Origin of the sequence: Fibrobacter sp. UBA4297, assembly GCF_002394865.1 — a bacterium.
GTDB lineage: Bacteria > Fibrobacterota > Fibrobacteria > Fibrobacterales > Fibrobacteraceae > Fibrobacter.
Window position 1 is genome coordinate 206,953 of record NZ_DGUZ01000023.1, and the last position, 12,920, is coordinate 219,872.

7 protein-coding genes and 1 tRNA gene are annotated in these 12,920 nt (G+C 47.8%); 2 read left to right on the forward strand and 6 right to left on the reverse strand.

What is annotated here, in order from left to right:
- Positions 1-177: 177 nt before the first annotated feature.
- A complete protein-coding gene (locus tag B3A20_RS14710) occupies positions 178-1,041 on the reverse strand; it encodes a ComEC/Rec2 family competence protein (protein ID WP_290766402.1) in 864 nt (287 codons plus the stop codon).
- A 147-nt stretch (positions 1,042-1,188) separates the two neighbouring features.
- Between B3A20_RS14710 and B3A20_RS14715 the strand changes: the two genes are divergently transcribed.
- A complete protein-coding gene (locus B3A20_RS14715; RefSeq protein ID WP_072829633.1) occupies positions 1,189-1,545 on the forward strand; it encodes a hypothetical protein in 357 nt (118 codons plus the stop codon).
- 92 nt (positions 1,546-1,637) lie between these two features.
- Positions 1,638-1,711: transfer RNA gene (locus B3A20_RS14720), tRNA-His, on the forward strand.
- 166 nt (positions 1,712-1,877) lie between these two features.
- On the opposite strand, the gene B3A20_RS14725 is transcribed toward B3A20_RS14720, so the two are convergent.
- From B3A20_RS14725 to B3A20_RS14745, 5 genes are all read right to left on the reverse strand, one after another.
- Positions 1,878-3,782 (reverse strand): SpoIIE family protein phosphatase, encoded by a 1,905-nt coding sequence (locus B3A20_RS14725; protein WP_290766407.1) that lies wholly within the window; start codon positions 3,780-3,782, stop codon positions 1,878-1,880.
- A gap of 139 nt (positions 3,783-3,921) precedes the next feature.
- Complete coding sequence (locus B3A20_RS14730; RefSeq protein ID WP_290766410.1) at positions 3,922-9,705, reverse strand: hypothetical protein; 5,784 nt, start codon at positions 9,703-9,705, stop codon at positions 3,922-3,924.
- An 18-nt stretch (positions 9,706-9,723) separates the two neighbouring features.
- Entirely contained in the window at positions 9,724-11,208 is a 1,485-nt protein-coding gene (locus B3A20_RS14735) for a fibrobacter succinogenes major paralogous domain-containing protein (RefSeq protein ID WP_290766413.1), read from the reverse strand.
- Positions 11,192-12,061 carry a TIGR02147 family protein gene (locus B3A20_RS14740; RefSeq protein WP_290766416.1) on the reverse strand — a complete coding sequence of 290 codons (870 nt, stop codon included), beginning with the start codon at positions 12,059-12,061 and terminating at the stop codon, positions 11,192-11,194. Before B3A20_RS14740 ends, B3A20_RS14735 begins: the two co-directional genes overlap by 17 nt.
- A 410-nt stretch (positions 12,062-12,471) precedes the next feature.
- A partial coding sequence (locus tag B3A20_RS14745; protein ID WP_290766419.1) for an FISUMP domain-containing protein occupies positions 12,472-12,920 on the reverse strand: 449 nt, incomplete at its 5' end.

Sequence of the window (12,920 nt, forward strand, 5' to 3'; positions counted from 1 at the left end):
GAATACCCCAAATGCGGTGAAACAATATAAAAAAATAGTCAGAAGGACATTCGTCAAAAAGGAGATTCCCGCTCGGTGGCGGGAATGACAAGCTAATCAACAACTTGCGAATACAGAGGCGAGAGATTCCGCATCGGTGTGCGGAATGACAGCGCTCTGTGGGAATGACACATCCCCCTACGGCACTACCACGCCCATGCTAGGCGAGAGTTCAAAGCGGATGGAGCCCAGCAAATCGGTGCGGGAAAGCTTCAAAGAATCCCCAAGCACCAAGTTCAGTTTACGTACAACAGATGGAGCGGGATGCCCGTAACGATTACCAGCCCCCACACTTACAAATGCGTACTTCGGCGAAACCTGCGACAAGAAACTTAACGTATTGCTCCCCGCCGAACCGTGATGCGCCACCTGCAAAAGGTCAGCCGAAAGCGTCGGATTCATCTCAAGCACATGGCGCTCGCCCACCGAATCCAGGTCGCCCGTCAAAAGCATCTTGCTTGCGCCAAGCTTTCCGAGCAATACCAAGCTCGCACGATTCTCGCCTACGCGCCAATAGCTCGCTGGCCACAGCACTTCAAAATGCGGACATTCTCCGCCAGCAGAGCCATTAGCCCCGCCCCCAAAACTTACATTCTCGCCACGCAATAGCGTATCCACTGGCGTTCCAAGCGCTCTCGCCACCCGCAAAACACTATCGCGAAAGAAACCGCCCGCCGTATCCGGTCCCACGTACAGCCGTCGCACAAAAACGCCCCGCCCAGGGAGTTCCATGAACCCGCCAATGTGGTCCCGATGGTTGTGGCTCAGCACCACCCAATCAAGCGTATCGACCCCGCGCGCCAAAAGCGAATCCACCACACCCACCGAATCAGGCCCGAAATCGTACATCGCATAGCGCCCGCCATATTCGAGGAGCACCGCGAGCCCCTGCCCCACGTCAATCGCCGTAACGCGCATTGATGTTTCGCCCTCCGCCGACCCGCTCACGTACATGCAGCCACCAAGCGCAGCCGCCATAACAATAATCCACAAAAATTTCATAGCCGATCCTTTTTTCGAGGTTTCTCAGCACCCCCTACTTATATAACACGCTTTTTTCGCGATTTTGGCCCGTTCCGCCCTTCAGAAAATTCATTTTTTTTACAAAAACGACGTTTTTTATTATCTTTACTACTAATTGAGGTCTCTATGCAATTACCTAAGTACAAAAAGAAGAAACGCATCAAGCTCAAAGTCTGCCAGGAACCCGGTTGCGGCCGTGAATTCTGGGGTCACCCGATCGCGAAGTACTGCGAACTGCACCGCGACATCAAGCAGCGCCAAAAGCAAAAGAAGGACATCGAGAACATCGAATCCAAGAACATCATCTTCCGCCACAACTACACGGAAGCCATGGACCTGGAATTCAAGTGCTGCCTCGACGGTTGCGACAACACCTTCACCATCCGCATTTTCCCGAAGCAGTACGTGTATCCGCGCTTCTGCATGGAGCACAGGAACGACTTCAAGCGCGCCAATTTCCTCCGAATCATGCAGAAAAAGTAGTCTCCACGCGCTAAAAACAAATTTTTTGGAAAAAAGTTGTTGCCATCCCTTGAAATTTGGGATGGCTTTTTTATATTTGGTCTCGCTACATGGTGGATGTAGCTCAATTGGTTAGAGTCCCAGATTGTGATTCTGGATGTTGCCGGTTCGAGTCCGGTCATCCACCCGAAAAAGGCCTTGCGAAAGCAAGGTCTTTTTTCATTTACCGACATGCGCGCATTCCGTGCCAAAGATGTCATGCCCGCCAGAGCCTGTGCTGCCTGCACTGAGTTTAATCGAAGTGAGCGCAGTCGAAGTAAGCGGGCACCTCCTTTTCTGCACAAATTCTCGAATTAAGTCTTACCCACGAACTTGAGTGCAAGCATCGTGATATCGTCGAACTGCGGGGCGTCGCCCACGAACGCGTCTATTTTCGATTTCACGAACGGGCAAATTTCGGCAGGTTCCATGCCGCAAGCTTCGCGGAGCGTCTGCAAAAGGCGGTCGTCGCCAAAAAGTTCCTCGTTCGCATTGGTCGCTTCGGTCACGCCGTCCGTATAAAGGAATATCGTATCGCCAGGCTCAAGCTTGAGCGTCTGGCGTTTGTACCGAGTCCCCTCCATTGCGGCAAGCACAAGCCCGGGCCTGCTCTTTGCAAATTCGACCGTTCCGTCATCATGGCAAATCACCGGCGGATTATGCCCCGCGCAAGCGAATTCCACTTCACCCGTCCGCAAGTCGAGAATGCCCATCCAGACCGTAACAAACATGTTCAAGTAGTTGCGGAACGCGAGGCGGTCATTCACCACGTTGAACGTATCTTCCACGGAACTCCCAGCAAGCACCACGCTCTTGAGCATCGAGCGCGAAGACATCATCAAAAGAGCCGCCGGAATCCCCTTGCCCGAGACATCGGCAATCAGGAACGCGAGGCGGTTTTCATCCACCTTCACAAAGTCGTAAAAGTCGCCACCCACTTCTTTCGCAGGCAAGATGAACGGATAAAGCTTATGGCGATTGTCCTTCACGCCGTCGTCGTCATCGTTTTTCGCCAGCAAGCCGAGCTGGATTTTACGCGCCATTTCCAGTTCGTTCTGTACACGCTCCACACCTTTTTGCTTTTCGATATTCTCTTTGAGCGAATCGCGCATGTGCCCAAACGCTTCGGCGAACTCCGCAATTTCGTCCTTGCCCTTGACTTGCGGAATTTCGACTTCAAAATCGCCTTGGCCCAATCGCTTCGCCACGCTTGCCAGTTCCTTGAGCGGACGGGAAACGCGGCTCGAAATCACGAGCACAAGCCCGAACATCAAAGCGTACCCCAACAAGCTGAGCATGCCCAAAATCGAAGTCATCTTGCGGCGTTTTTCAAAAAATTCATCAGCGGGCCAAACAATGCCGAACACCCAGCCATCCACCTTCATGTGCGAAAAGTAAATGCAAGCGCTCTCGCCTTTAAATGTTTTTCCAAGCAAAATACCGCTATGGAGTTCACGGACGGCCTTTTCGAAATCAGACAAATTCGCGTCACGACCTTTCGCGAGCGAATAGAGCGTTTCCTTGAAAATCCAGTCGTCACGCGGATGCGCCACAATTTTATTTTCAGCAGACAAAATAAACGCATAACCAGAATTTTCAATCTGGATTGATGCCACTGCATCTCGCAAAAAAGAAAGCAAAATGTCAAGGCAGACAACGCCCTTGAATTTTTTACTGCCATCGGGGAGAGTTTCGTAGAAAGGCATGGCATAAACCGCAACAGGCTTATCGACGTAATTGCTGATAAACGGTTCGCACCAAATTCCCTTGCCTTTCGCCTTGGCTTCGACATACCAGGACATCGACTGGTACCCCGACCCGTTGAGAACTTTTCCATTCAGCCCGTCGCCTGTAATCCGTATAAACTCCTTTCCATTTTCGGGTTCGTAAGCCACGACCAACGCAGATGTTATCGCCACTTTGTCATGAGCGTTCCGGTACGCGGCAGGCAAGAAATCGCCCATGTCCGCTTGAGAAATTTCGCCCTGTTCAATTTTATCCACGATGCCCTTTACAATGGAAGCACTACCGTCAAAAATATTGTCAATAAGGGAAACATGCTTTTCGCTGATTTCCTGACCGCGGGCCATAATCAGTTCGGACATGCGTGTATTGACGAGCCGCTGGAGCGTAAGCAGCAGTGTACCAAAGATCACCGTGATACCGAGCAGTATCAAAAGAGTCTGCTTAAACGCAAGGCTGTGAACATTGAACTTCATTTGGAACCCCTCGAATCTACACCACCGAAAAATCTTCTTGTAAACATATATAATTTTTGGGGAAAGTCAACTAGACGCAGTTGAAAAAAGCAAGAAGACCCGCAGCAAAATTGCGGGTCTTTTTCGAGGTGTAAGAATCTTATCGTTTCAACAGCATCACTTTTTCGGTTGCCTTGTCGCCCACTTGCAGCACGCCAACATAGCGGCCTCGAGGCATATTTTCGACGGAACGAGTTTCAAAATGCACACCGGCTACACGATGTCCCAGGTTAAACGTGCGGACGACACGGCCCTGCATATCCACAAGCGAGAACTTCACCGCAGCAGCCGCAGGGATTTCAAAACGCACTGCGATGTCACCGCCTTGGAATACAGCACCGAAGGAAGCATTACGAACAACCGCCATTTCGCTAAAACGAACGTCCGTCCTTCCGCTCAATTTAATCTTTGCTTGTGTAAGAGAGCTCCAGATGGTATCCTGACCAAATAACATCCCGACACGGTAACTTACGACAAACTCACCCACAGCTTTCTCTCCAACCTTTTCGAGAGAATCGAGCAGTTTTTCACTAAGAGACACAAATTTTACCACCGTTGCATAAGATGTATCCATCACGAAAGCATGGTCAAGCAAACTCTCGCGGACATCCTTCACTTGCAATGTTTCACCGAAAGTCATTTCATCGTACACAGCAACAGGAATATTCGGCAATTCACGCAGTAGCGGATAAGTCAAGCCATCCTTGATGTACCAGACAGAATCGAAATCGAACTTGGTAAAGGATTTCTGCTGACGCATTTCCGCAAGTGTAAGCTTGTTCCCTATCACCGTAGAATCGATGCAGTTGTCAGAAGCGTAATAAAATTCATCTGAGGGAGCCGAACCCAGCTTAGGCAAGGCGTTACAAATGCGTGTATTGCCATCAACGATTATCGCGCCTGTCGCATAGCCCCTTACCGTATTGTCATAAGAATTTGTTCCGATAAAACCAACTTGATACGTCCTGCTTTCTGTAAGGATAACATCCCCTGTAGAATAGCAGTCCTCAATCTTGGACTGGTTTACATAAGCAAAGCCAAACCCTCCGAAGACATCGCCCGTAGTGTACGAGCGGCGCAGCACCCCGGCATTGCGCCCAACAAAGCCACCACCGTCAGTCACGTTTCCGGTAGAGAAGCTCATATCTACAGTTCCCGTATTTTCACCAACAAAGCCCCCGATATAAGCATACAGTTTTCCCTTGACACTGCCTGTCGCATAGGAATCTGTTATCTTGACCTTGTTTTCGCCTACAAAACCGCCAACATTGTTCGCCCCAACGACATCAACCGAGGCATGCAAGCCCTTTAAATCAGAGCCATGAGCCATGCCAATCAAGCCACCGACATTAAAGCCCGTACCCGCATCAAGGACGCCCATCGCCGTAGAATTCGTGACCGTCCCGCTATCAATTGCGACAAGGCCTCCCACGCCTTCGACACGAAAATATTCATAATCGTAATTGCCTTTATCATGACTAAACTGATAATAATACGTTTCTGTAGGAGTAATCTCTTTAACATCGACAAACGCGGAATCATCAACAATGCGACCACCGACACTATTCAATGCGACAATGCCACCTAACGGGCCATATCCATTATTCACCTTTATCGCAGCAGACACGCCCTTAATAATCCCCTTATTGACCAAGGAGACTCCACCGATAAATGAAGAACTGTCTTTCCATTCTGCATCCACCTTCACATTAACGATTTCGCCATCATTCATCGCGGCCACGCCTGCAAGGGTCCCTCCCTTAAAAGTCCCCTTGACAGAGCTATTCTCAATGACACCCTTGTTGTCATAGACCAAGCCCGCACCCTCATAAATGTTGTCCAAAACAACTTCCATATTGACATGCTTGACAACACCTTCATTCACACCGACAAGTCCACCAACACGACGAATTCCATTATCCCCGCCTGAGATTTCGTACTTCTTGAAGGACAAACTATCGATAACGGCAGCATTTGTCATGGAATCAATAAATCCAATAGATTCATTGCCCGGATACAAGTAAGCAACAAAGAGGTTATTGATGCTATGACCACCTCCATGGAATTTTCCAGTGAACAACTTCGAAGAATCTTGTTCTATATAACCGCCTAGCGAAACCACTTCGCAGTTGCACGGATTAATAGCATTGATGAAATGCTCAACTTTACCGATAGGCTTGAATCCTGTTCCCTGGCCATTGGTGTGAACATCCTTTCTTGAAGCAGATGCATCAATATCATTGACCAACCGATAAATCGACGACAACCGGTATTTTCCATAACCGATAGACTTCAAGTCCCCATAGGTCTTGATAAGGAAGGGATCGCTCTCGGTGCCGGAACCGGCCATTTTAAGCATTGTCGAATCAACATTCATATTGGGATAGAATTTCTTCATATTTCTCTTCAAGTAAGAATTCTCGCCCATCCACTTCAAATAAGGATATGTGGAATCCGCAATGATATTCCAAGTTTTTTCGAAATCCCAGCCTTTGTAGTTTTCTTTCGAGACCATCTGTTTCGTGTTGCGGAATTCGCCTGCCGCCGTCGTCGCGAAAAGCCAAAGAGTACTGTCAAAATAGACTGACGTATAAGCAGACTTGCTGTCTTCGCCCGCGATGCCGCCCCATTTTGAGATACCATTGACACGACCCGCAGCAAAAGAATTTTTCACCGTCGCGTTATTGGAATAACCAGTCAAGCCTCCGACATTATTTTCACCTAGAACCGTAGCGACAGAATAGCAATCCGATACAGCAGCGCTGTTCAAGCTACCAGCAATACCTCCCACAAAATCTTCACCCGTAACATCTTTCCAGGACGCCCCCTGCGTTATCGAGCCCGAGGTCTTACTACCGACAATACCGCCTACATATTTTTTACCGGATACTTTTGAATTTGCAACAACATTTTCAATAATCGCACCATTATCGACACCGGCGAGAGTTCCTACAAAATTTTTTCCACGAACATCAATTTCGGCATACCCATAACCGAGCGTATAACTTTCGCCAAAATAGGAAGTCGAATCAAAGACAAGGCCCGAAACTTTAGCACCTTTCGCCAACGCACGGAACAGGCCCACAGAATCTTCATCAGGGCGATTGATAATCAGATTAGAAATTATTTTGTCATTACCGATAAGCACACCGCTAAATTCACCAATCGGTTCAAAACCCTTGCAGACGGTGCTATCCGCATTGCAATTTTCTTTTATCGATGGAGCCGCATTTATATTGCCCATAAGTATGTAGTACATGTCAAGCCCATATTCGTATTTGCCAATGTACTTAAGCTCACCGTAATTATAAATTTTATAGGGGTTCGTTGCAGTCCCCGCTCCGGCAAGCACATTGACCGTCCCGTCATCCTTGAGCGTTCCCGGAAGCAGAGGTTCCATCCCCTTGAAATACGGATAAGAAACGCCTTCCTGGATAGTCCATACATTTACAAAGTCATAGCCCTGGAACGTTCCCTGTTTCAGCATCTCCGCGGTTGTCTTGCCATTTCTATCGTAATCAGCAAGAGTGCTATCGAAGAAGCAAGTGTTTGAATCCAAGGAACTGGAAAGCGAAAAGCCGGCAAATCCCCGTCCATCCGAAGCCTTGATCATACTCGCAGAATAGACACGATAGATGCTTGGCGAATAGGAATCGACAAAACCGACAACGCCACCGACACGTTCATATCCCTTAATGACATTGATAGAAAAACCGTTTTCCAACCTAGTAGAAGCATCGCCTATCAAGCCGCCAACATACGTTGTTCCCTTAATGTTTCCAGTAGTGCCAACGACATTAATGCTATCACCTACAGCCACCCCAATCAAGCCGCCAACAGACGACTCACCTTTGACATCGCCATTGAACGACACGACATTATGGATTAAAGACAAGCGTGCTTCGCCAGCCAGGGCGCCCACACACCAAGAGCCGACCACCTTCGTATTTTGCAGAGTCAAGTTTCGGACAGTCGCACCTTCCATATAACCAAACATTCCCGTAAAGTCGCGATTCGGCTCATCAATCGTCAGATTCTTAATAACATGATTTTTACCGTCAAACGAGCCCGTAAAAGCACGTACGCTGTCGCCAATCGGTTCAAATTTCAAACCCGAAGCATCGATATCCTTTGTCAATTCGTAATTAGCTATTAGCGGATAGGCAATGTCATTTCCGATTTTCTGGAGTTCAGCAAAAGTCGAGATTTCAATCTTGTTGGGAACTGCCATATAACTTGAAGTCCCCCAAACCGTATCGCCCTTGTTTACGACACCAATTCGGTAACCGAAATAGAGCGAATCTCTCCTAAGCGTCTTGCTATTCTCAGTAGAATCTATATTATCGCTCCATCTCGCCCAGCCAAGCCATTTACCGACAAGTTCGCCCTCCACATCGAAAAGCGAAGCAATCTTCGGAGTCTCTTGCCATTTCGGGGCTGATGTCGGAACCGCAACCGGAATCGGAGATTTTTTCATAAAAGGATTATTCACCAAGTAGGGGAACGATTTACCTTCATCAATGTTCCAATAGCGAATAAATTTCCCTGTAGGGCTATAGCAATAACCTAAATGCACATAGTAGTCGCAAGTGTCAGTACCGTCAATGACATATTCATCATAACCTAAAGTATCCCAGCCCGCAAACGACGCAAACTTCATCATTTTTGCGGTCGTTAAGCCTGTGCCACCCGCACTCGTATCAAGTCCCGAAATCTCGGTATTCCAGTATGAACCCACAACCGCATCGGATGCACTTCCGACAAGTCCACCAACGTGGCTATTTCCCTGAACGACATTTGCCGCATATGAATATTGAGCCGTTCCGTTACCCACAAGGCCACCCACATATTCATCGCCACGAACCGCACCCATCGCAAAAGAGTTTGCCACCCCGCTACTTCCGCCAATACCGCCAACATAACGTTCGCCTTCGACGGATCCAAGTGCATAAGAAGCGTTTACAAAGCCGCCATTGCCGACAATTCCACCTACTTTATCACCAAAGTAATAAAAACCATAATGCATCAAGTCCATTGTCGAAACACATTCATTGATATCGCCTTTGGAATATCCGACAATACCGCCGACATCATCTACGTCATCCTCCCAAGGAACAATCGTACCACTAGAACGCGACTGATAAACATTACCGGTCAAATATCCGACAATACCACCCACATCCTGATCCAAAATAATGATATTCACATCGGCTTCTGCATGGGCAACATCCATATCTGTTTCACCGACAATGCCGCCAACTCTTTGCGAGCCCTTGATGTCACCTTGGAACGAGACATCTTCGAGAACAGCTTTATCATTGTAGCGTTTCGTACCCTGACCGACAATACCACCCACATAATTTTGCCCTTGGACAAAGCCGTTCGTCACATGCACATTCTTGATAGAGCCCATCTGCTTTGCCGCAACACCCGCCACAAAGTTCGATTCCGACACCCGGCCCGTCACATGGATATGGTCAAAATTCAAATTGGTAACGGAACCTCCCAAGTAAGAGATAAAAGCCACGTCTTTCTCACACGGGAGCCAAATGGTCAAGTTGTTAATGGTATGGTTCTTTCCGTCGATATTACCCCAGAATATAATGCTATCGGCGGCATCCTTGTTTTTTCCGATGGGAATGAATCCATTGCAGCCGTCTTCGTTGCACATCTCGTTTTTCGAAGCCGAAGCATCGATATCCTTCGTCAAGACGTAATCCGAAGAATAGAGATAAGCGCCCTTGCCTATCGCCTTGAGGTCTTCGTAATCCTCAATCTGGAACGGGCTTGCCGCAGAACCGTTGCCTTTCATGGTGCCGTTCGCTGCAAATGACGAAATCGCCAACAGCGATAAAACGATGGTGAATATGTATTGGAATTTCATATGAATCCTCACTCGTCTTTAAAATGTATCCTTGAGGCAACGCACCGAAGCCCCATTGTCTTTAAAAATCTTCTTGAAAGAAACCGTAGCGTTTTCAACAAAATAAGCTGCATAGGCGGAATTTTCAGATTCTTCAGGCAGAGCTGTCGCCGTCCAAATGAATGCTTTCGTTCCTTCGGAATCAAACGAACCGCTGTGATACCTTTCGCCGACGGCAACCGCCGAGAATCCGTAATCATTCGTACCGTTCACACTATCCCAACCTAATATAGAACGGAGAACAGTCCCCGCCTTGGCCGCTCCGCCAGCCACAGCAATCAAGGTATTCCACGATGTCGTATCCGGCAAGCGGTAGCCATCAGGACAAAGCGAATCTTTTGCCACATTCCAAGTGTAAAGACGGCCCATCAGGCTGCACTTTTCGGGATTGTTGTCATAGCACCACATATTCCCTTTCAATTCCGGCATTTTTACGTCGTCAGCATAGTTCAAGTTCTGGGCCATCCAAACTTGTTCGCCGATTTTTACGGTTTTATAAACTTGTCCATCGCGGTTATCGACAATGGAATCGTACTGCACTTGCGGATTTAAAAATGATTCCCGTGTCAAGCTTTCGCCAAAGCTTTCCACATACGTTTCGAACGCAGGAATCTCGCTTGCATAATTCAAGCCTTCGAGGTTTTGGCGAATTTTTTCAATTTGACCGTTTTCTTTTGCGGTGGCTACCCATTCCGCGACTTCCGACTTCGTTTCGTCATCGTCCCACAAACCGTTTTTCGCAATGGCGGAGCTGACTTCGTTTGTACGTTCTTCAAGCTTTGCCACATCGGCATCGGCTTGCATCAGCACGCTCACCGCAAGGAGTGCCGCGTTTCCGTCGCCTTTTTCGAAGATGTTCAAGTCTTCAAATTCATCAACGTTATTCGCAATATCAAACGACGTGAGCACTTCGCGTTCCGCTTGAGCTTTCGCCACCGCAAAGTCCATTTTCTCAACCGTCACAAGGTGCTTTAGGCGTTCGTACTCCAAGTGCGTGAGCAAGTTGACATTCACATTTTTTCTAACGCTAAGGTCGGTCAGAGCCTTGAGCGAGAGCTTATCCGAAGACTCTTTTCCGGTCACTTCGTTGAGGTAATAACCCGTCACTTCGAACAACGCACACGAAGATTTGAGATTGACGCCATCTATAGCAAAGTCGCCCTTGTCGCTTTTTACGTTGCCTGTAAATTTTTCGTCAGTCAGCTCTAACGTCTTGCAATCCACGCCCTGCACGCTCACAACAGAACCCGTCACAAACGGTCCCTTCTGCGAAACGCCCGCCACATCCAAATCCTTGACGGCGTAAATGCCGGCATCGTCCGAAGAACCGCCCGCGACTTCGGAATCCGCACATCCCACAAAAATACTCGAAATCATAGCAAACAAAAGAATCATCAACTTTCGAAAACCGTTGATTTGAACCTTTCCAGTACAACCCGCCAAACCATTAACGTCGCATTTCATTTTCACCAACTCCACTTACTTTATTTTCTTCACATTTGTCAAGCCGTTCACTTATCGGGAACAGTTGCAAATTCAAGCGATAAACCCTCTGCGTTTTGTCGCTTTCCGTAGCAATCGCAATAACACGGCGACGACATTCCAAAAGTTCCTTCTTAATCCGTTCATAAGAATCCTGCGTCAGCCCCACGACAACTCCCGACATGGAGCGTTCCGCAAGCGGCAAGTCCAAAGCCTTTACGGCAAGCTCACCCATCTGGCGCTGTAAATCTTTCGCGGCAAGCGGCACTGCATCCACGGAACCCATAGAAATAGACTTGTCCGTCTGCACGTAATTCCCTTCTCTGTCTTTTTTCAAGAGATTCGCATCTTCCAAAAAATCAAGCGTTTCGGAGACTTCTGCCGCAGAAATTTTCGGTTTGCACGCACGAGCCATTTCGGCAGGTCTTGCGCCAGGCATATTCGGGGCAAGTTCACGGAGCAACGGATTTTTCCAGGACTTGTAGTAATCGAATTCTTCGCCACCGAGAACACGAACCTTATGCGCCCTCGCCAATGCACAGCGTTTTTCAAAAGCATCCATTTTCGCCTCGTCCCCTTTTGCATGGGCATACGTAACCATCAGAACAAAATACGTCTTCTCGAAACCGGCAAGCCCCATGGCATTTGCGACCGACCCTGCGGCGCTGATGCTCAGATTCTTTTTCCCTTCACAAACATACTTCAAAAAAACTGCCGACGAAAAACCGGCATTTCGTGCAAACTCACGCCAAGTAAAAGCGGAGTCGCGTTTACGTTCATCATAGTAATCCTGAATGAACTTGCGATAATCTGTATATTCAATAATCGCCTTCATGAATACAAATATAGTTTCTCGACAACACTGGAATACAAAAATTGCTGTTTTTCGCTCAATTTTTACGTTTTTAGCCGTTTTTAAGCGATTTTGAAAAATTTTAGAACACAAGATGTGTCCTAAGAACACAAAAAAGCCCCGCCATACCCAGCGAGGCGATGCCACACCCTATTGACTCCCGATTTAAATATTTGTATATTAACAACAGCAACAGGGTGGTAGGTCGCCACCTGAGACAAAAAAGAAAGGCCAACATTTGCCGTTATTTATATGAAAGTATAAATAGCGGCTTTTTTATTTGAGGAAATAATATTCAATCAAGACACAATCGAATCTCGATTCCCCAGAAATCAAATATTCCGCACTTCAATATTTTACAGATAAGATTCTCTCCATGAATTTAGAAGACCCTAGTCCTTGAGGCAACGAACGGATAAAAGGCCGCCCTTACCGCCGTAATCCAGTATCGCATCGGTGTCACTATAGCGCACTTTGCTGTAGCGCAGGGATGTGCAATAAGCGCTGCTGCTATTTTTCTCTGTAGAACTCCAAAAATACGCAAGGCCGCTTTCTAGGCTGTAATCCCCATTGATTTCTCCCATGCCAGCAGGGAGCGCCGAAAATCCGAAAGCATCCGTGCCGTTACCATCTTCATACCATCCAGACGTGGACTTGAGATTGGTGCTAGCAGTCGATAAGCCACCGACTGCGGTGAACAGGGTATTCCACTCTTCATCAGTCGGCAGATGCCATCCCTCGGGGCATACGCCGTGCACAGGATATTTCGGTGAACATGATTCACCAAATCCACATCCCTTTCCGTTATCATTCCATATACCCACACTATCCATAGCTGCCG

Bases quoted from the DNA above. Each gene is read 5' to 3' on its own strand.
- B3A20_RS14715 (WP_072829633.1), top strand. From the start codon at position 1,189: ATGCAATTACCTAAGTACAAAAAGAAGAAACGCATCAAGCTCAAAGTC.
- B3A20_RS14730 (WP_290766410.1), bottom strand. From the start codon at position 9,705: ATGAAATTCCAATACATATTCACCATCGTTTTATCGCTGTTGGCGATT.
- B3A20_RS14735 (WP_290766413.1), bottom strand. From the start codon at position 11,208: ATGAAATGCGACGTTAATGGTTTGGCGGGTTGTACTGGAAAGGTTCAA.
- B3A20_RS14710 (WP_290766402.1), bottom strand. From the start codon at position 1,041: ATGAAATTTTTGTGGATTATTGTTATGGCGGCTGCGCTTGGTGGCTGC.
- B3A20_RS14725 (WP_290766407.1), bottom strand. From the start codon at position 3,782: ATGAAGTTCAATGTTCACAGCCTTGCGTTTAAGCAGACTCTTTTGATA.
- B3A20_RS14740 (WP_290766416.1), bottom strand. From the start codon at position 12,061: ATGAAGGCGATTATTGAATATACAGATTATCGCAAGTTCATTCAGGAT.